Consider the following 19,062-nt stretch of genomic DNA (forward strand, 5'->3'; position numbering starts at 1 on the left):
CACCACTCAATAGGCCGAGTGTCAGCTCGCCTGCTCTTGATCTTGATCCACGGGCGACATCGGAAGGCTGAGCGCAGGGATTGATCCGGGCGTGGGAGCGCAGCGACCGTTTGGCGCAGCCAAACACAGCGAGAGGAGGTGCAGCGCAGCAAACCGTAGGCGCTGCGCCCGGATCGATCCCGCAGCGAAAGAACCCCGAGCCCCAGCGAGCGGGCCGCACGTAGGAGCAAGCGTTTTTTTGCTTACTTTTTTTAGGCGTTTGTAAAAAAAGTGAGTCGCCGTCAGGGCGAAACCCTAAGCCGCCGTTACCGAAGAAACGGATATACACACCGAACAACCACAACATGGTCGGCCCAGAGGCCGCCAAGACAACCCCAAGCCAGAAATGTTAGCGTGCTTAGCATCAAGCCCGAACAAGAGCCAAAACCAATGAAAAAAACCGTCCTGGCCTTCAGCCGCATCACCCCGCCCATGATCGAACGCCTGCAACAAGAGTTCGACGTCATCGTCCCCAACCCAAAAGCCGGCGACATCAACGCCCAATTCAACGAAGCCCTGCCCCACGCCCACGGCCTCATTGGCGTCGGCCGCAAACTCGGCCAGGCCCAACTCGAAACCGCAACCAAACTCGAAGTGGTCTCCAGCGTCTCCGTCGGCTACGACAACTACGACCTCGACTACTTCAACCAACGCGGGATCATGCTCACCAACACCCCGGACGTGCTCACCGAAAGCACTGCTGATCTGGCCTTCGCGTTGATCATGAGCAGCGCCCGCCGCGTCGCCGAACTCGACGCCTGGACCAAGGCCGGCCAATGGCAAGCCAGCGTCGGCGCCCCGCTGTTCGGCTGCGACGTCCACGGCAAAACCCTCGGCATCGTCGGCATGGGCAACATCGGCGCCGCCATCGCCCGCCGTGGCCACCTCGGCTTCAACATGCCGATTCTCTACAGCGGCAACAGCCGCAAGCCCGAACTCGAACAACAACTCGGCGCACAATTTCGCAGCCTCGACCAACTGCTCGCCGAAGCCGATTTTGTCTGCCTGGTGGTGCCGCTCAGCGACAAGACCCGCCACCTGATCAGCCATCGCGAATTGGCCCTGATGAAACCGAGCGCGATCCTGGTCAACATCTCGCGTGGCCCGGTGGTCGATGAACCGGCCCTGATCGATGCCCTGCAAAACCAGCGCATCCGTGGCGCCGGCCTCGACGTCTACGAAAAAGAACCGCTGGCCGAATCGCCTTTGTTCCAGCTGAAAAACGCCGTGACCTTGCCGCACATCGGCTCGGCCACTCACGAAACCCGCGAGGCCATGGCCAATCGCGCACTCGCCAACCTGCGCAGCGCCTTGCTCGGTGAACGCCCGCAGGATCTGGTCAACCCGCAAGTCTGGCGCGGTTGATAAAACGGGTAAGTGCCACTTCGCACTTACCCGTTAGTTAGACCCATACATAAATTGAAACCCAACCAGACGCAAAGCTCAACAGCAGCACTATATGCTCTGCCTATCTGCCGATTTAACGGTAACTAATGATAGAGAGAGCCCACCTTGAACACCTTGAGCACTGACAAACTTATTCGTTACAGCAAAGTTATATTAATGGCTTACATCAGTTTCTTTGGCCTGCTGGTGATGATCCATAACTTCACTGACTATGAATCGAACTACACCTATGTCGCGCACATCCTGAGCATGGACACCACCACGGCCAATCAAAACATCCTGTACCGGGCGATCGAGTCGCCGCTGCTGCACCACCGGATCTACTGGTTCATTATCACCATGGAGGTTATTTACACGGTGCTGTGCATGATGGGCACTTATCAGCTCTATCGCCAGGTGCACGCATCAGCCGACGAGTTCCATGAGGCAAAAAAACTGTCGATCATGGGCATCATGGTCGCGATATTTATCTATTACGTGTGCCTGCAAACCGTGGGGGTTGAATGGTTCGACATGGACACTTCGCAAACATGGAACGCCAAAGACTGGGCGCGACATATCGTTGATTTCATATTTCCGGTGATGATCTACATTACATTGAAAGTCGAGCGCTGATATTCAGCGCCCGTAAATTTCAAGCCAACTTACCTTGTGGTGGCAGTAGCACTGCCTTGGGTTTGCGAAACACCAGCACGTTACCCAGCATCACCAAGACCAGACCAAAGAGTGCTGGCGCGGTCCACTGGTAACCTTCGGCAAACGCCGAGACGTTCAAGGCCACCACCGGGAACAACACGGTGCAGTAAGCCGCGCGTTCCGGGCCCATGCGCCCGACCAGCGTCAGGTACGCGGTGAAACCGATCACCGAACCGGGAATCACCAGATACAGCAGCGCACCGACGTAACGCGGCGACCAGTCCATGTCGAACGTAATGCCTTTGACCAGGCACCACACCGACAACATCGCCGCGCCGTAGGCCATGCCCCAGGCATTGGTGGTCAGCGGCTTGAGGCCGGCCTTCTGCTGCAGGCTCGACAGCATGTTGCCTGCCGAGAAACACAGCGTGCCGCACAGCGCCAGACCCAAGCCGAGCAGGGTTTGCGGGCTGGCGTGATGCCCCGCCAGTTCCGGCCAGAACAACATACCCAGACCGAACAGACCGAGCGCACCGCCCATCAGCACATTGCGCGCGATGCGCTGGCCGAAGAACACCCGCGCGTTCAGCGCGTTCCACAACGTTGCGGTGGAAAACACCACTGCCACCAGACCGCTGGGAATCCACTGACTGGCCGTCAGGAAGCACATGAAGTTGACGCAGAACAAACACAAACCCTGCGCCACACAGATCAGATGGCCGCGCCGATTCATCGGCTGCAACCGACGGCTGAGCAACAACAACGCAAACAGCACCAGCGCAGCGAGGCCGAAGCGATAGACGATCGACACCGGTATCGCCACCACGCCCAGTTGCCATTTCAAGGCAATCCAGGTGGTGCCCCAGATCAGCACGGTCAGCAAATACAACGACAGGTTCATGGCACACACTCCTCGATAGGCCTTGAGTGTCTGCCCGGAGCTGGTGAGTGCGCTTGCAGATTCTTGCGCTTTTGTCTGGCGACAGGCTGGCAGCGCGACGGCTACGGAGTAGGATGCAAGGCGTTGAAGAGAACCGATCATGGCCGCCATCGATACCCTGCAAGTCTTTCAAGCACTCAACAGCTCGCCGAACGCACGCCTGGTGCACAGCGCCGAGCTCGGTGACGGCTTGTCTGCCGCTTTGTGGACCAATCACCACGATGCGCAGGAGTACGAAGCGCCGAGTCACCACACCCTCTCCTGCTACATCGCCGGCGGCACCGGTACGTTCCGACGCGATCAACCCGGCCAAAAGGGCGGGCCGGACAAGCTCTGCATCCTGCCGGCCGATCATGAATCGGGCTGGGTGATCAATGGCGATATCCGTCTGGCGCACCTGTATTTCAGCGCCGAACAATTCGCCCTCGGTTGCGTCACGTTGCTGGATCGCGAACCGCGGGAAATGCAGCTGCGCGAGCAGACCTTTCTCGAAGACCCGCAACAGGCGCAGCGCTTCCGGCAGTTGCTGACCCTGAACTGGGACGAACCCGCCGAACGCTTGCTGACCAGCAGTCTGGCCCATGAACTGATCAGCCATACCTTGCTCAGCCAGGTCGGCGCGCGTCAGGGCTTGCGTTTGAAGGGCGGGCTGGCGCCGCATCAGCGTCGGCAACTGGTGGAATTCATCGACAGTCAGTTGGCCGAGCCGATCAGCCTCGGTCAGTTGGCCGGATTGTGTGCGCTGTCGGAGTACCACTTTGCGCGGATGTTCCGTACGAGCTTCGGCCTGCCGCCGCATCAATACGTGCTGGCGCGGCGCTTGAGCCGGGCACGGGAGTTGTTGCGCGGGACGGCGTTGCCGTTGGGTGAGATTGCGCTGGCGTGCGGGTTTGCCAGCGCGAGTCATTTCACCAATCGGTTCAAGCAGGTTTTGGGCGGGACGCCGGGGGAGTATCGGCAGGCGTTTTTGCGTTGAACCCTTCTCCCCTCACCCCAGCCCTCTCCCGGAGGGAGAGGGGGCCGACTGAGTTATCTGGCGCTATACGTCGACCTGAAACACCGAATCGATTATGGATTCAAAGCATCACGTTCAAGTCGGTGTACATCTGAAATATCCCACGGTCAGTCCCCTCTCCCTCAGGGAGAGGGTTAGGGTGAGGGGCTTTTGACTTTGCCTTAAAATTCCAGCGTGCTGGACAACGATACCTGCCGCGCATCCCCCATCGACACAAAGAACCGGCTCGCCGCCGAGGTGTAATACGTGCGGTCAAACAGGTTCTTCACATTCAGCTGAAACTTGACCTTCTGCCCCTCGACTTTGGTGTCGTAAGTGGCAAACGCATCAGCCACGGTATAACTCGGCAGATCAAAATCATTCACCGCGTTACCGGCACGCTCACCGACATAACGCGCCCCGGCACCGACACGCAGCTGGTCGCCACCGATCACGCTGCCAAAGTCATACACCGCCGACAACGAAGCGGAATTCTTCGCCACGTTTTGCAGACGCTTGCCTTTGTAGTCCGGGTCTTCAGTCACTTCGGCATCGGTGTAGGCGTAGCTGCCGATCATGCTCCAGCGGTCACTCAACTGACCGGTCAGGTCCATCTCCAGACCGCGCGAGCGCACCTCACCGGCGGCGCTGTAAATCGTCGTCGGGCCTTCAGAGTTGGCCACCAGCACGTTGCGTTTCTTGATGTCGAACAACGCGATGTTGCCGGTGACACGCCCCGGCATGTCGAGGCGCGCACCCAGTTCCCACGACTTGGCTTCTTCCGGGGCGATGCTGCCGTCGAGCACGGTGCTGCTGCCACTCAGCGGGGCGATCGTCGAGTTGGGTTTGAACGATTCGGTGTAGCTGCCGTAGAACGACAAGGCGTCGGTGTAGCGATACACCAGACCGGCGCGCGGGACGAACTTCTGCCCATTGCTGTCGGTGTTGGCCTTGAACGGCACGCCTTTGCCGGCGTACTGGTCGTATTCCTGAAAGCGTCCGCCAGCGACCAGAATCCACTGGTCGTTGAGGTGAATCGAGTCCTGCATGAACACCGAATCGCTGCGCAGCTCATCGGTCTGTGCGCTGTCGGGAGCGCTGACCGTGGTGCCGGCGACTTCACGGCCATACACCGGATTGAGGTAGCTGAAGGTGGTCAGGCTTTTCTGCCGGATCAGGTCGGCGCGGTAGATCTTGCGGTACTCGTCATCGACGCCGAACACCAGGTCATGCTGCATGCCCAGCACGTTGACCTTGCCTTCGAGGCTGGCGGTGGTGAAACGGTCGGTGCTGATCGCATTCTGCGTACCGTCCATGCTGCGGGTCAGCGTGCCTTTTTTGGTGTCGATGGCGGTTACGCGGACTTGGCTGGCGTCGTAGGTTTCGCGGTTCCAGCTGTAGCCGAAGTGCGCTTTCCAGTCGTCGTTGAGCTCGTGATCGGCTTCGAAGTGATACAGATCCGAGCGGCCTTCCATGTTGTTGAACGGCTCATCGAGACGCTCTTTGCGCGAGATGTCCAGCGGATGATTGGTGCGCGGATCGATCAGCGTGCCACGGTCGAACGGTGTGAGAAATTCGCGGTGCTCGTAGGCGAACAACAGTTTGGTGCTTTCACCGAACCAGGCCAGCGACGGCGCGATCAGGGTTTCGCGGTGTGTGCCGAAGTTGCGCCAGTAATCTTCGTCTTCGTGATCAAGCACCATGCGATAGGCCAGCCCGGAATCGCCCAACGGACCGGTGCTGTCGAGCGTACCGCCGCTGCCGTTCTTGCCGTCGCCGTAGCTCGAGCCGCGCAAGGTAAGGGCGTTGTACTGCGTCAGTTCAGGCTTCTTGCTGACCATGTTGACCACGCCGCCCGGGTCTTGAATGCCATACAGCAACGAGGCCGGGCCTTTGAGCACTTCGACGCGATCAACCGTGGCGTTCATGCCACGGCCCTGCACGATCGGCATGCCGTCACGCATGATCGAGCCGTTGCGGTTGTCACCGAAACCGCGGGTCATCACCGAATCCTGCGTGCTGCCCAAGGTGTTGCCCTGGGTGATACCGCTGACGTTGGCCAGAGCATCATCAAGATTGCGCGGTGCCTGATCGCGGATGACCTGCGCCGGGATGACGTTGACGGTCTGCGGGGTTTCCTGCAGCGAGGCCGAAGAGCGCATCACCGAACTGGTTTGCGGCGGCTGGTAGCTCATCGATTCGTCACGCATCGAGGTGATGGTGGTGGCGCCGAGGTTCAGTGCGCCAGCGCTAGGCTGCGGTTCCAGCGCCAGGGTATGGCTGTCGGTGCGACGAAAGCTCAAACCGGAACCGGTGAGCAAGCGTTGCAATGCTTGTTCAGCGCTCATCTGGCCGGTCACGGCGGGGGCGGTGAGCCCGTAGGGCGCTTCATCGGTGTAGACCACGCTTTGCCCGGTGACGCGACTGAAGTCACTCAAGGCTTGCGGCAGCGGTTTGGCGACCAAGGCGAAATTGAACTGCTTTTGTGCCGGGCTGCTGACGGTTTCAGCGCCGAGCGCGACGCTCATCGGCAACAGCGCCAACGCCGAAATACTCAATGCCGAAACGCCTAACCACTGTTTGACCGAACCCGATTTTGCCCTGGACTTCATTGCTCAATGACCTGTGTAGAACCGCAACGGATGCGAATGACTCGCAGTTTCAGTCACTACACGGATGGGGCTCGGGTTTACCTCACCACAAATCTGAAAATATTTTTGCAAGTGTGTGGTCCGGGCCGACGCCTTCGCGAGCAAGCTCGCTCCCACAGGAGACCGCATTTCAAAATGTGGGAGCGAGCTTGCTCGCGAAGAGGCCTGTGGCATCAACGCAAAATAATCAGATGCCCCAACACCTGATGCTGCTCAAACCCCAACACCCCTTGCAGGGAACTCAACACCGCTTGCGGATCCTTGCTCGGAAAACTGCCACTGACCTTGCGCGCCGCCAGCTCTTCGTTGAGCAACACGATCCGCCCCGGGTAATAGCGCCGCAGATCCTGCACCACATCTCCCAGTGTCGACTTGTAATACGTCAGCCAGCCCTGCCGCCAGGCCAACTGCGCCTCAGCGTCCGCCACATGCAGTGTTTCTGCCGAGCCTTGCGCGTAAGCAACCTGCTGGCCGGCGGTGAGAATCTGCTGCACGGCGCCACGCTCTGCCGTCACCCCGACGCGGCCGGACAACACCGTCACCTGCGCGCCATGCGGTTGCAGACGCACTTCGAATTGCGTGCCGAGCACCCGCGCCTCGCCCTTCTCGGCCGCGACCACAAACGGATCACCGGTATGGGTGACGCTGAAAAATCCGGCGCCGCGACGCAATTGCACGTGTCGTTCGCCCTGACTGAAATCCACGGCAATCGCGCTGTCAGCATCCAGCGTGACTTGCGATTGATCGGCCAGGGTCACGCTGCGAATTTCACCGGGCGCGGAAACGTAATCGGCGCCCAGATCATCGATCCAGCGCTGCGGCTGCCAACCGCTGCCGAGGCTGACCATCAGCAACAGGCACGCGGCCATCGCCAGCGCACCCGACCAACGCACGAGCGGCGAACGTCGCGGACGATCCATTGCATCGAGATACCCCTGCAATGCCAAAGCCTCTTCAGCGGCCAGTGTTCGCGCCGGGCTTTCGCTCAATTCCCAGATCACCTGAGCCTGTGCATAAGCTTCGGCGTGCGCCGGATCGGCGTGCAGCCATTGACTGAACGTCAGTTGATCGCCCGCGCTTGGGCGATCATGCAACAGGCTCAGCCAAGCAAAAGCCTCCTGCTCCTGAGCAAGCGTCGGGGTGACGGAATCGAAAGGGTTCACGGTGCTTTCCCTGGCAGGCGTGGCGCGGGTTCGCGCAGGCTGGCCTTGCAGGCCTCGAGGGCGCGCATCATATGTTTTTCCACGGCACTTTGGGACAAGCCCATGGCCTTGGCGATGTCCGCGTATTTGCGGCCGTGGATGCGATTGAGCAAAAAAATCTGCCGGGTACGCTCGGGCAAGGCGCGCAACGCCGCTTCGACATGGCGCAAATCATTCCCCGCCTCCAGCGCCGCTTGCGGCTCGCTGCCGTGGCTGTCCGGTGCGTCCGGTTGCCAGCCTTCGTTGACGCGCGTGCGGGTACCTTCGCTGCGCAAATGGTCGATGGCGATGTTGCCGGCGCAACGCAACAGATAGGTACTGAGTTCTTCGACCTGCACCAATGGCCGGCGCCAGAAACGCAAAAACAGATCCTGCACCAGATCGGCCGCTGTCGCCCGGCAGCCGACGCGCCGGTTCACCAGCGCTTCCATTTGCGAACGCTGGGACAGGAACACCTGAAGAAAATGCGCACGGGCGCCACGCGGCTCGTCGTCGCGCGATTCCGGTGGCACGCCGATCAGCACTTCAGCACTGCGCCCAGGCGGCGACCGGGCTGGCCAACAGGCTGACCCCGGCCAGCGCCAACGCGAAACGCGGGCGATACGGCAGCAATAACACCAAGGCCAACGCACTGAGCATCAGCACGGCGAACCAGTCGACCAGGCCGAAGCTCCAGCCGTTGGCCTTCACCGCCGCCCACAGCGACAAACACAGCAATAACCATCCGCTGACTTTCAGGCCCTCACGGCGACGCGTAGATGGTTTGTGACCGAGCAATTCATCGTGGTGGCGAGGCATCGACAGGCACAACGCGGTGAATCCGGCGTAAGTGAGCAGCAAAGGCAAAAGCATCAGTTCGCCCCTTGCTCAAGGGTAATCGGCCGGGTCTTTTCGCGAGGGGGTCTTTTAACGCTGACGGTGCTGCCGGCACGCTGCATTTTCCACGCGGCCCACGCCAGAAACACCCCGGTTGCAAGGCACGTCAGATCAAAACCGGCCAACGCCCAGGCACCCTGCATCAGGCTGACGGCGAGATTCCAAGGGGTGGTCAGTGCATTGATCAGCGGCACCGCAACAAACAATGCGGCGCTCAGGGTGAGTTGCTCAACCCAGGCCTTTCGTCCCGGACGCAGCAGCGCGTGCAGCACACTCAACCCCCAAGCGATAAAGAACGCATTCACTTCCCAATCTGCGCGACCGGCGAGATTCACCGGCAACAGACGATTGGCCAGGAAGAAGACAGCCACCGCCGCTACCAACCCGGCCATGCTGGCGATGTTCAGTACTTCAACCAGACGCAACTCAAACGGCATCACGCCGCTTTTGGCATGTTTGAGCTGACGCTTGCCGAGCCAGATCACCAGCCCGGTGCCGATCATCGCCGTACCCGCAAGCCCGCAAATGAAGTACAACCAGCGCAACAGCGGCCCGGCAAAGTGGCCCATGTGCAAACCATAGAACGCGCCACCCACCGCCATCGCCAGCGGTTGCTCCGGTGTGCTGCCGAGCATCTGCCCGGTCACCCCGTTGAAGGTCACAGCCCTACCGAAATCGTGCACCACACGATCACCCGCCCGCGACAGCACCACCGTGGCATTGGCATCCCCCGGATTGCTCACCGACAGACGCGCGGTGTGGCCGCCCGACCATTGTTCGCTGGCCTTGCTCAACAGCGGCGCCATGGCCGCCATCGGCGCTGCGATATTGGCGCGCTCCGGGGTTTTCGAGGCTGGAAATACTTCGTCATAGAACGTGCGCACGTCACTGCCATACGACGCGACGATACTCGCCGGCATGACCATCGACATGAAAATCACCAGGCTGCTGTAGGTGATCATCAAGTGAAACGGCAGCACCAATACGCCCACCGCGTTATGCCCGTCGAGCCAGGAACGCTGGCCCTTGCGCGGGCGAAAGGTGAAGAAGTCCTTGAAGATTTTCTTGTGGGTGATGATCCCGCTGATCAGCGCGACGAACATCACCATCGCGGCAATGGTCGCCAGCCAGCGCCCCCACGGATAAGGCATTTGCAACTGGAAGTGGAAGCGGTAAAAGAACTCGCCGCCCATGCTTTCACGGCCCTGCACTTCGGCGCCGGTTTGCGCATCGAGGGTTTTCGATTCGAAGCGCCCACGTTCGCCGGGATTGGCCGGCGCTGGCTGCCAGCGCACGGTCAGGCCGGGATCTCGGGCATCAGGCAAATCGATCAGCCAGCGTGAGGCGCCAGCGGCGTGTTGCTGCAGATAATCCTGAGCCAGCGTCAGGCTCGCCTCGGCACTCACCGAACGCGCGGGGATTTCCGGCTGCATCCAGTGGCTGATCTCATCCTTGAAATACGCCAGCGTCCCGGTCAGAAAAATCGCGAACAACAGCCAGCCGAACACCAGTCCAGCCCACGTGTGCAGCCACGCCATCGCCTGACGAAAACCCTCTTTCATGCCAGGCCCAAGCCGCGCGCTGCGCCGGAGATGGTTGCCAGAATCACACTCGGCACCAGCAAACCGACCCAGGCCGACCACGCCGTACGGCAGGCAAAGCACCAGAGCACGGCCACCAGATAGACCAGAAAGGAAATGGTCATGCCGGTCACCACCGCTTCGGCGCGGCTCAGCGGCAGCCACAGCGTCAGCGTGACACTGGCCAGCGCCGCGACCAGATAGCCGCCAAACACCGCAGCCAGCACCCGCGAGGTGACAGCCAGACGATAGGACATGGGAAGTGTGGCGAGTTTGCCTTTCATGTTTCGACCCTGAAACGAAAAACGTCCGGCCGATCAGCCGAACCTACAGGCGAGCAATATTAATGATAAATATTCTCATACGCAAAAGCATCTGATTGCCGGCTGAGGTCTTCGCCCCCTACAATGCGAACAGTTCTTGTTCTCTAACGCATACTCTCTACCGCGCCATCTAGCGCCCGGAGTAATCCCGTTGTCCTCCGCCCATCCCGTCGAATCGCTCTATCAGGCTCATCACAGCTGGCTGACTGGCTGGCTGCGGCGCAAACTCGGCTGCCCGGACAGCGCGGCGGATCTGGCCCAGGACACCTTCATCAAGGTGCTGACCGCCCGCGAACCACCGATCATCATTGAGCCGCGTGCCTTTCTGACGACGTTGGCCAAGCGTGTTCTGTTCAATCATTACCGCCGTCAGGATCTGGAGCGCGCTTACCTCGACACCTTGGCGCAGATGCCGGAAATGGTCGCGCCGTCGGAAGAACACAAAGCGATCATCCTGCAAACCCTGATGGAGCTGGACGAGTTGCTCGATGGCTTGCCGCGCCCGGTCAAACGCGCCTTTCTGCTGGCGCAGGTCGATGGCCTGACGTATCCACAGATCGCCGCTGAACTCGACATCTCCGTGGCCACGGTCAAACGTCATTTGAACAAAGCGGCGATGCGCTGCTATTTCGCCCTATGAACCGCGTCGCGGATTTTTCCTCGCAGGTCGCCGAACAGGCGGTGCACTGGTTGCTGGAAATGCAACAAGGCCCGCTCAATCCGCGTCAGCAACAGGCCTGGCAACAATGGCTGGACGCGCACAGCGAGCATCGGCGTGCGTGGGAGCATATTCAGCGGGTCAACCAACGTTTGCGCGGTGTGTCTTCGCCACTGGCGCATGCGGCGTTGAACGGGCCGAAGTCCGGCAGTCGTCGTCAGGCATTGAAACTGTTGTTGATGCTTGGCGCCGGTTCGGCGGTGACCTGGGGCATGCGCGAACACACACCGCTGCCGTCGCTGTTCGCCGATTACCGCAGCCCGATCGGACAACGGCGCAAGGTGGCGCTCGGTGCCGGCGATCAGTTGCAACTCAACACCGCCAGCGCAGCGGATGTCGACACCTCGGCGCGACTGATCCGTCTGCTCGAAGGCGAAATGCTCCTGACCGCGGCGCAATCGTTCGAAGTGCGCACGGCCCAAGGCACCCTGAAAACCCAAGGCGCACGCTTCAATGTGCGCCAGTTTGCCGACCGCACGCAGGTTGCGCTGTTTGAGGGTCGGGTCGAACTGAGCAGCACTGGACGCGCGCCGATACTGCTGCCGGTCGCTCGTCAACTGAGTTTCAGTTCGACATCCGTCGGTGAAGCCAAGCCGCTGGACGCCAACAGCGGCGCCTGGGCCGACGGCATGCTGGTGGCTGCGCACATGCGCCTCGGTGACTTCCTCGATGAACTTGGCCGCTACCGTCGCGGCCAACTCAATTGCGCCAAGAACGCCGCCGATCTGCTGATCTCCGGGACCTATCCACTGGACGACAGCGAGCGGATTCTCGATCTGCTGGAAATCAGTTTGCCGGTGAGAGTGAAGCGCTTTACCCGCTACTGGGTGACCGTCGAAGCGCGGGTTTGAAAAAACTCAACAATAAATGAGCCGTTTTTCAGATCTGGCGTGACAGAGAAGGAAAGCCCCCTTGATTCAACCTTCTCAGGATCATCCACCATGCACCCCACCCGCCTCACGCCACTGGCCCGCAGCCTGCGCAATCTCATCCTCGGCGCCAGCCTGAGTCTCAGCGCCCTGCCCGCCGCCGTGGCTGCCGATGCCAAGGCTTACCACATCGCGCCGTCGTCACTGGAAAACGCCCTCAATCAGTTTGGCCGTGAGGCGGGTGTGTTGATCTCCTTCGGTTCGCAAGTCACCCGCGGTGTGCAAAGTCGTGGCCTGGAAGGCAGCTACACACCAGAGCAAGGATTGAATGCATTGCTCGAAGGCAGCGGCCTGCAAGCACGCGCCGAGGGCAACAACGCCTTCAGCCTGCAACCGGCGGCTGACACCGCGCTGGAACTGGACACCTCGAAAGTCGTCGGCGACTGGCTGGGCGATGCGGCGCAGATCAACGTCTTCGAACATCCCGGTGCGCGTGATGTGATCCGCCGCGAAGAGTTCGAGCGCCAAGGCGCAACGCAAGCGCGTGATGTGCTCAACCGCATCCCCGGCGTCAACGCCCCGGAAAACAACGGCACCGGCAGCCACGACATGGCGCTGAACTTCGGCATTCGTGGTTTGAATCCACGCCTGGCCGCGCGCTCGACCGTGTTGATGGACGGCATTCCGGTGCCGTTCGCACCTTATGGCCAACCCCAGTTGTCGTTCGCGCCGATCAGCATGGGCAACATGGATGCCGTGGACGTCGTGCGCGGCGGCGGCGCCGTGCGTTACGGCCCGCAAAACGTCGGTGGTGTGGTCAACTTCGTGACCCGGGCGATTCCCGACGAGCCAACGGTCAAGGGCGGCTTCCAGACTGAAACCAGCCCATCGTCCAGCCACGACGGCTTCAAGACCAGCGCCAACCTGCTGGCCGGCGGCACCAACGCCAATGGCCTCGGCGGCGCGCTGCTCTACTCCGGCACGCGCGGCGGCGACTGGCGCGAGCACAGCGACACTGAAATCGACGACCTGATCCTCAAGGGCAAATACCAACTCGACGAGGCCAACAGCTTCAACGCCATGGCCCAGTATTACGAAGGCAAGGCCGACATGCCCGGCGGTTTGAACGTCGCCGATTACGACGCCGATCCGTATCAGTCGACGCGGCCGAAAGACCAGTTCTGGGGCCGTCGCACGATGTTCAACTTCGGCTATCGCTATCAGGAAGATCGCCGCGAATTCACCGCCAACACGTTCTTCACCAAGACCTTGCGCAGCGGTTATCTGGATCAGGGCACCTTCCTCTCGCTGTCACCGCGCGAGTATTGGGTACGCGGCCTGGAAACCCGTTTCGCCCAAGGCTTCGACCTCGGCCCGACCAGCCATGAGGTCGGCGTCGGCTACCGCTACATCAACGAAGCCGGCCACGAACTGCGCTATCGCACACCGATCAGCAGCAACGAATACCCGACCACCGCCAGCCGCAACGACCGCGACACCCGTGGCGGCACCGAAGCCAATGCGTTCTTCGTCGACGACCGCATCGACATCGGCAAATGGACGATCACCCCGGGCGTGCGTTACGAGATGATCGAATCGCAGCAGACCAACAACCTGACCAACGTCAAATACAAGGGCGACTACAACACCGCACTGCCGGCGTTGAACGTGCTCTATCACCTGACCGACAGCTGGAACCTGTACGCCAACACCGAAGGCTCGTTCGGCAGCGTGCAATACAGCCAGATGCCTAACCGCGTGAGCAGCGGCGAAGTGAAACCGGAGAAGGCCCGCACCTGGGAGCTCGGCACGCGCTATGACAACGGCGCGTTGCGCGCGGAGATCGGCGCGTTCCTGATCAACTTCGACAACCAGTACGAAAGCAACCAGACCAACGACTCGGTCATCGCCCGTGGCGAAACCCGTCATCAAGGCATCGAAACCAGCGTCAACTACGCGCTGGATGACTTGAGCCCGGCATTGGCCGGTTTTGATGTCTACGCCACTTACGCCTATGTTGACGCGACCATCCGCGAAGACGGGCCGAACAAAGGCAATCGCGTGCCGTTCTCCTCGAAACACAAAGGCACGATTGGCGTCGGTTACACCGAAGGGCCTTGGAAATTGAATCTGGACAGCAGCTTCCAGAGCGACCAGTTCGCCGACAACGCCAACACCTCGAAGGAAAGTGCCGATGGCAGCACCGGCAAGATCCCCGGCTACATGCTGTTCAGCAGCCGCGCGGGGTATGACTTCGGGCCGCAGTTGTCGGACTTGAATGTGGCGGTGGGGGTGAAGAACATCTTCAACACGCAGTACTTCACGCGCTCGTTTGATGACAACAACAAGGGCAAGTATGTCGGGGAGCCGCGGACGGTTTATGTGCAGACATCCGTTGCGTTCTGAGGATTGAGAAGCCCTCATCGGAACGCCGCCCGCCTAGCCCTCCCGAAACGTCGGACCGCCCTGAGGTAGAGGGGACTGATTGGGGGATGCTTGCGAGGTACGCCGACCTGAACGTGTGGTGCCGAATCCATAATCGACTCGATTTGAAACCGCTTTGCCGAATCCATAATCGACTCGGTTTTTCAGGTCGATATAGCTCACCAGACACCTCGGTCGGCCCCCTCTCCCTCTGGGAGAGGGCTGGGGTGAGGGTTCTCAGCTACAGTGAAATATCAAACCAACTTCACAAGGATCGTGAAGCATGCAAACTCGCCCCACCCTCGCCCAATTCGCCCGCCAGTTACGCGTCAATCAAACCGACTGCGAACACCTGCTCTGGCAAAAACTCCGCTCCCGCCAGATCGCCAATCTGAAATTTCGCCGGCAATTTCCGTGTCTGCCTTACGTGCTGGATTTTTACTGCGCCGAGCTGAAATTGGCGATTGAGCTGGATGGCGGTCAGCACTTTGAAACGTCGGGAGTGATTCATGACCAACGTCGGACACGCTATCTGCATCAAAAGGGCATTGAAGTCGTGCGTTTCAGTAATCTTGAGGTGATCCAGCAGATGGACGATGTGCTGGAGCAGATCATAAGAATGGCGGTGATTCGAAAAATGCCCTCACCCTAACCCTCTCCCGGAGGGAGAGGGGACTGATTGTGGGATGCTTCAGAAATACATCGACCTGAAATTATTGGGCTGAATCCATAACCGACTCGGTCAGCGCTCTCCTGGATAGAGGAGGAACTGATTGGCAGATGCTTGCGAGGCACGCCGACCTGATTCTGCTTTGCCGAATCCATAATCGACTCGGTTTTTCAGGTCGATGTAGCTCACCAGACACCTCGGTCGGCCCCCTCTCCCGGAGGGAGGGAGACTGATTGGGGATGCTTGCGAGCTACACCGACCTGATTCTGCTTTGCCGAATCCATAATCGACCCGGTCTTTCAGATCGATGTACCTCACCAGACACCTCGGTCTACCCTCTCTCCCGGAGGGAAGGAGACTGATTGGGGATGCTTGCGAGGTACGCCGACGACCTGATTCTGTTTTGCCGAATCCATAATCGACCCGGTTTTTCAGGTCGATGTAGCTCACCAGACACCTCGGTCGGCCCCCTCTCCCGGAGGGAGAGGGCTGGGGTGAGGGGCCGCGCTCTTGTGCCTTGCGCAAAATTCCGCCACAAACAAAAACGGGCCTGCTTTCGCAGGCCCGTTCTCATTGGTTGGCTTATCAAATCAGCGCATCAACTGTTGATCGCTGCCTGTTCGTTCTCCAGAAATTCTTCCTCCAGCAGAGCGTCATTCGCCTTGCTAAATGGCACCACAGCGGCACGTGGCTTACCTCGCAGTTTGCCGAAAAGGTGCTCCAGTGCGTGCTCGAGTTTTTCGGCAGCGCCGTCGATTGCCTGTTCCAGCGAATCGGCTTTATGGGTCACGGAAATCGGTTGATGGCCTTTTGGCCGCGCTTCCAGTTGGCAGCGCAAGTCATGGGGACCTGGTTTGTCACCGTTCTCGTCGCTCAGGTGGACTTCGACACGGGTCAGGTCTTCTTCATAACGGTCGAGCGTGCTCTCAATGGTTGTACGTACCCACTCCTCCAGTCGTTTACTGCTTTGAATATGGTTATCACTGTTGACTTGGATTTGCATAGTTCATCCCTTATTTCAGCTAGCTCGCGAGGGGCCTTGAATTGAATTTCCTGACCCCTTGGTTACAACAATCGGCCCGAGCGCCGAACATTTCAACCCCTGAAAAAAGATAAATATTCATTCGCAAAAAAAGCCGGACAACCGAGCAAAGCACTGGTAAGGTCGGGAGTTGGGTCGCCTCGCAACCCTGCAAAATTTGCTCACAATTGCCCGTCGTTCAACGGGTGCAAACCGCGAAAAATCCCCGCCTCCTCCACCAGCCAATCATGCACCGCACGCACGCCCGGATGGCTCAACGCCCCCGGCGCATAGAGCAACACGTAGCGTTTGTGATTGGGCACCGACAGGCCGAATGGCACGATCAACGTGCCCCGCTCCAGCTCATCGTTGAGCAAGGTGCGCCGGGCAATCGCCACACCCATGCCGGCAATCGCCGCTTCGATGGTCAGGTGATTGCGATTGAAGGTATGCCCGCGCCGCACGTCGGCGCCGTGGAAGCCGATTGCGTTTAAATAGAATTCCCACTCCGCGTATTCATAACTGCCACGCCAGGCGGTGATGTCGTGCAACAGCGGAAAATGCACCAGATCCGCCGGCCCATGCAATGGCGGGCGCCCACGCAACAGGCTCGGCGCGCACACCGGGAAAATCTGCTCGTCGAGCAAGGCTGTGGATAACAAGCCCGGGTAACTGCCGTCATTCAAATCGATTGCCAAGTCAAAATCGCCTTCGTGCAACGGCACGCTGCTGTCCTCGGCAACCAGCCTCAGTTGAATGTCCGGATAGCGCTGCTGCAGGCGCGGCAGACGCGGCGTCAGCCACTTGCTGAGGAACGACGGAATCGAGCGTAGGCGCAAAATCCCGCTGATCATTCCGGCGTCGAGCCGACGTAATTCGGCATCGATGCTGCCGTATGCCTCGTTGACGGTAATCGCCAGGCGCTGCCCTTCGGCGCTCAGTTCAACACCGCGCGCGCGCCGATGAAACAGACGGAAACCGAGGCGTTCTTCCAGTTGGCGAATCTGCTGACTGACCGCCCCCGGGGTGATGTGCAGTTCTTCGGCACAACGGGTGAACGACAGGTGCCGTGCGGCACAGGAAAACACCTGCAGCCAGACATAGGTCTGGGCATGCAATTGACGACTCATCGTTTAGTCCTGCTAAAGGCTTACTTAGGAAATTTCGTTAGTCACGTAGGACCGAGGTAGGCAGTATCGCCGACATTGCGCTTGTCCTACAAAAAATGGCAGCGATTCCTACTCCATTGCTTGTAAGGGTTTAGCATGGCTATCAGTGTTTTCGATCTATTCAAAGTCGGCATCGGTCCGTCCAGCTCCCACACCGTCGGCCCGATGCGCGCCGCCGCGACCTTCGCTCAGGCGCTGATTGATCAGCATCTGTTGAACGATGTGCGGCGTGTGGAAATCCGTTTATACGGTTCGCTGTCGGCCACCGGCGTCGGTCATGCCACGGACCGTGCAACGGTCATGGGCCTGATGGGTGAATGGCCGGACAGCATTGATCCGTCGACCATCGATCCACGTATCCAGCAATTGCGCGAGACAGGCCAACTGTCGCTCGCCGGGCAAAGAGACATTGCCTTCGACTGGCAGCGCGATCTCCTGCTGCTGGACGAGAGCCTGCCTTACCACCCCAACGCCATGTCGCTGACAGCCTTTGGCGAAACCGCCGAGCTGTTTGAGCAAACGTACTACTCGGTCGGCGGCGGTTTCATCATCGAAGCGGCAGAAGCCGAATCCGGTGTGGCCCCGGCCGGCGACGTGGTGTTGCCGTACGATTTCTCCAGCGCCGGCCAATTGCTGGCGCTGTGCAAGAAGCACAACTTGCGCGTGTCCGAACTGATGATGGCCAATGAGCGCGCGTGGCGCACCGACGCGGAAATCCGTCAGGGCTTGCTGCACATCTGGTCGGTGATGCGTGAATGCGTCGAGCAGGGTTTGCGCCATGAAGGCATTCTGCCCGGTGGTTTGAATGTGCCGCGCCGCGCGGCGAAACTGCACCGCAGCCTGTTGGAAATCGGCAAGCCGAATGTCATCAGTTCAACGCTGTCAGCGATGGAATGGGTCAACCTGTTCGCCCTCGCCGTCAACGAAGAGAACGCCGCCGGCGGGCGTATGGTCACCGCGCCGACCAACGGGGCCGCGGGGATCATTCCGGCGGTGCTGCACTACTACATGAAATTCAACCCGGATGCGTCTGACGATGATGTGGTCGCTTTCTTTTTGGGCGCAGCCGCCGTCGGCATTCTCTGTAAGAAAAATGCCTCGATCTCCGGCGCCGAAGTCGGCTGCCAAGGTGAAGTCGGATCGGCCTGCGCGATGGCTGCCGCCGGCCTGGCCGACGTGCTCGGCGCCACCCCGGAGCAATTGGAAAACGCCGCCGAAATTGGCCTGGAACACAACCTCGGCCTGACCTGCGATCCGGTCGGTGGCCTGGTGCAAGTGCCGTGCATCGAGCGCAACGCGATCGCCGCCGTGAAGGCGATCAACGCCACGCAAATGGCCCTGCGCGGTGACGGCAACCACTTCATTTCCCTCGACCGGGTCATCCGCACCATGCGCGATACCGGCGCCGACATGCACGACAAATACAAAGAGACTTCACGGGGCGGCCTGGCTGTGAACTGGGTGGAGTGCTGACGCGCATTCCCTGACTGCCCCGGCAGACCGCCTTCGACGGTCTGCCAACCGTGAGCCCGAGCAAAAATAA

Annotated in this window: 17 protein-coding genes; 8 read left to right on the forward strand and 9 right to left on the reverse strand. The window is 60.0% G+C overall.

Annotation, left to right across the window (positions count from 1 at the left end; genetic code table 11):
• Nucleotides 1–429 precede the first annotated feature (429 nt).
• Nucleotides 430–1,404: a 2-hydroxyacid dehydrogenase gene (locus WA225_RS03200; protein ID WP_422606845.1), complete on the forward strand. Its 975-nt coding sequence runs from the start codon at nucleotides 430–432 to the stop codon at nucleotides 1,402–1,404.
• 147 nt (nucleotides 1,405–1,551) lie between these two features.
• Nucleotides 1,552–2,061 carry a DUF2165 family protein gene (locus WA225_RS03205; protein ID WP_422606846.1) on the forward strand — a complete coding sequence of 170 codons (510 nt, stop codon included), beginning with the start codon at nucleotides 1,552–1,554 and terminating at the stop codon, nucleotides 2,059–2,061.
• Between the two features lie 19 nt (nucleotides 2,062–2,080).
• On the opposite strand, the gene WA225_RS03210 is transcribed toward WA225_RS03205, so the two are convergent.
• Complete coding sequence (locus WA225_RS03210) at nucleotides 2,081–2,983, reverse strand: DMT family transporter (protein ID WP_422606847.1); 903 nt, start codon at nucleotides 2,981–2,983, stop codon at nucleotides 2,081–2,083.
• A gap of 139 nt (nucleotides 2,984–3,122) precedes the next feature.
• On the opposite strand from WA225_RS03210, the gene WA225_RS03215 reads away from it, so the two are divergent.
• Nucleotides 3,123–3,998 carry a helix-turn-helix domain-containing protein gene (locus WA225_RS03215; protein ID WP_422606848.1) on the forward strand — a complete coding sequence of 292 codons (876 nt, stop codon included), beginning with the start codon at nucleotides 3,123–3,125 and terminating at the stop codon, nucleotides 3,996–3,998.
• A 200-nt stretch (nucleotides 3,999–4,198) separates the two neighbouring features.
• On the opposite strand, the gene WA225_RS03220 is transcribed toward WA225_RS03215, so the two are convergent.
• From WA225_RS03220 to WA225_RS03245, 6 genes are all read right to left on the reverse strand, one after another.
• Nucleotides 4,199–6,628 carry a TonB-dependent siderophore receptor gene (locus WA225_RS03220; protein ID WP_422606849.1) on the reverse strand — a complete coding sequence of 810 codons (2,430 nt, stop codon included), beginning with the start codon at nucleotides 6,626–6,628 and terminating at the stop codon, nucleotides 4,199–4,201.
• Nucleotides 6,629–6,840: 212 nt separating this feature from the next.
• Nucleotides 6,841–7,830 carry a FecR family protein gene (locus tag WA225_RS03225; protein ID WP_422606850.1) on the reverse strand — a complete coding sequence of 330 codons (990 nt, stop codon included), beginning with the start codon at nucleotides 7,828–7,830 and terminating at the stop codon, nucleotides 6,841–6,843.
• Nucleotides 7,827–8,393 carry an RNA polymerase sigma factor gene (locus tag WA225_RS03230; RefSeq protein ID WP_422606851.1) on the reverse strand — a complete coding sequence of 189 codons (567 nt, stop codon included), beginning with the start codon at nucleotides 8,391–8,393 and terminating at the stop codon, nucleotides 7,827–7,829. The genes WA225_RS03225 and WA225_RS03230 overlap by 4 nt, the downstream gene beginning before the upstream one ends.
• A gap of 1 nt (nucleotide 8,394) precedes the next feature.
• Nucleotides 8,395–8,721, reverse strand: coding sequence for a DUF3325 domain-containing protein (locus WA225_RS03235; RefSeq protein WP_422606852.1), 327 nt, complete (start codon nucleotides 8,719–8,721; stop codon nucleotides 8,395–8,397).
• The gene (locus WA225_RS03240) at nucleotides 8,721–10,307 is read right to left on the reverse strand and encodes a PepSY-associated TM helix domain-containing protein (RefSeq protein WP_422606853.1); all 1,587 of its coding nucleotides are present in this window, start codon (nucleotides 10,305–10,307) and stop codon (nucleotides 8,721–8,723) included. The genes WA225_RS03235 and WA225_RS03240 overlap by 1 nt, the downstream gene beginning before the upstream one ends.
• On the reverse strand, nucleotides 10,304–10,609 hold the full coding sequence (locus WA225_RS03245; protein ID WP_016986986.1) for a DUF3649 domain-containing protein: 306 nt from the start codon (nucleotides 10,607–10,609) through the stop codon (nucleotides 10,304–10,306). Before WA225_RS03245 ends, WA225_RS03240 begins: the two co-directional genes overlap by 4 nt.
• A gap of 190 nt (nucleotides 10,610–10,799) precedes the next feature.
• Here WA225_RS03245 and WA225_RS03250 point away from each other — a divergent pair, with 190 nt between their 5' ends.
• The 4 genes from WA225_RS03250 to WA225_RS03265 all read left to right on the forward strand — a co-directional run bounded on the left by WA225_RS03250 (nucleotide 10,800) and on the right by WA225_RS03265 (nucleotide 15,311).
• Nucleotides 10,800–11,288: a sigma-70 family RNA polymerase sigma factor gene (locus WA225_RS03250; RefSeq protein WP_422606854.1), complete on the forward strand. Its 489-nt coding sequence runs from the start codon at nucleotides 10,800–10,802 to the stop codon at nucleotides 11,286–11,288.
• Nucleotides 11,285–12,217 carry a FecR domain-containing protein gene (locus tag WA225_RS03255; protein ID WP_422606855.1) on the forward strand — a complete coding sequence of 311 codons (933 nt, stop codon included), beginning with the start codon at nucleotides 11,285–11,287 and terminating at the stop codon, nucleotides 12,215–12,217. The genes WA225_RS03250 and WA225_RS03255 overlap by 4 nt, the downstream gene beginning before the upstream one ends.
• A 90-nt stretch (nucleotides 12,218–12,307) precedes the next feature.
• Nucleotides 12,308–14,641, forward strand: coding sequence for a TonB-dependent Fe(3+) dicitrate receptor FecA (fecA, locus tag WA225_RS03260; protein ID WP_422606856.1), 2,334 nt, complete (start codon nucleotides 12,308–12,310; stop codon nucleotides 14,639–14,641).
• A 301-nt stretch (nucleotides 14,642–14,942) separates the two neighbouring features.
• Nucleotides 14,943–15,311 (forward strand): endonuclease domain-containing protein, encoded by a 369-nt coding sequence (locus tag WA225_RS03265; protein ID WP_422606857.1) that lies wholly within the window; start codon nucleotides 14,943–14,945, stop codon nucleotides 15,309–15,311.
• A 616-nt stretch (nucleotides 15,312–15,927) separates the two neighbouring features.
• Here the strand turns inward: WA225_RS03265 and WA225_RS03270 are convergent.
• Both WA225_RS03270 and WA225_RS03275 read right to left on the reverse strand, forming a co-directional pair.
• Complete coding sequence (locus WA225_RS03270; protein WP_422606858.1) at nucleotides 15,928–16,332, reverse strand: HPF/RaiA family ribosome-associated protein; 405 nt, start codon at nucleotides 16,330–16,332, stop codon at nucleotides 15,928–15,930.
• A 200-nt stretch (nucleotides 16,333–16,532) separates the two neighbouring features.
• Nucleotides 16,533–17,480: a LysR substrate-binding domain-containing protein gene (locus WA225_RS03275; RefSeq protein ID WP_422606859.1), complete on the reverse strand. Its 948-nt coding sequence runs from the start codon at nucleotides 17,478–17,480 to the stop codon at nucleotides 16,533–16,535.
• Between the two features lie 135 nt (nucleotides 17,481–17,615).
• Between WA225_RS03275 and WA225_RS03280 the strand changes: the two genes are divergently transcribed.
• Nucleotides 17,616–18,992 (forward strand): L-serine ammonia-lyase, encoded by a 1,377-nt coding sequence (locus WA225_RS03280; RefSeq protein ID WP_422606860.1) that lies wholly within the window; start codon nucleotides 17,616–17,618, stop codon nucleotides 18,990–18,992.
• The last annotated feature ends 70 nt before the right edge of the window (nucleotides 18,993–19,062 follow it).

This window comes from Pseudomonas sp., assembly GCF_049300855.1.
Lineage (GTDB): Bacteria > Pseudomonadota > Gammaproteobacteria > Pseudomonadales > Pseudomonadaceae > Aquipseudomonas.